Annotated in this window: 1 protein-coding gene; it reads left to right on the forward strand. The window is 47.2% G+C overall.

Going from position 1 to position 341, the window contains the following annotated elements:
- Nucleotides 1-341, forward strand: a 341-nt coding sequence (locus ACPYOJ_RS34880; RefSeq protein ID WP_481420309.1) for a glycoside hydrolase domain-containing protein, incomplete at both ends; no start/stop codon positions are given.

Below are 341 nucleotides of genomic sequence, written 5' to 3' on the forward strand. Positions count from 1 at the left end.
AAGAGACAGGGAATTATCGGCGGCTATGTTCACGGAAACGAGCCGGCACATCATGTGGCTTATCTTTACAACTGGGCAGGGCAACCCTGGAAAACCCAGGCGCAGATCAGGAGAATTTTAGAAATGCAGTACAGAGCCACCCCTGATGGTTTGGGAGGAAACGACGATGCCGGACAAATGAGTGCATGGTATATTCTGAGCTCACTTGGCTTTTATCCTGTTGCTCCGGGATCGGAAGATTATGCGATCGGAAGTCCGGCCGTTGATCATGCGGTATTGAATTTAGAAAACGGAAAGACATTTACCATTGAAGCGATCAATCAAAGTCCGAAGAATATATA

The organism is Rhizobium sp. SVR5-9E (assembly GCF_056755095.1).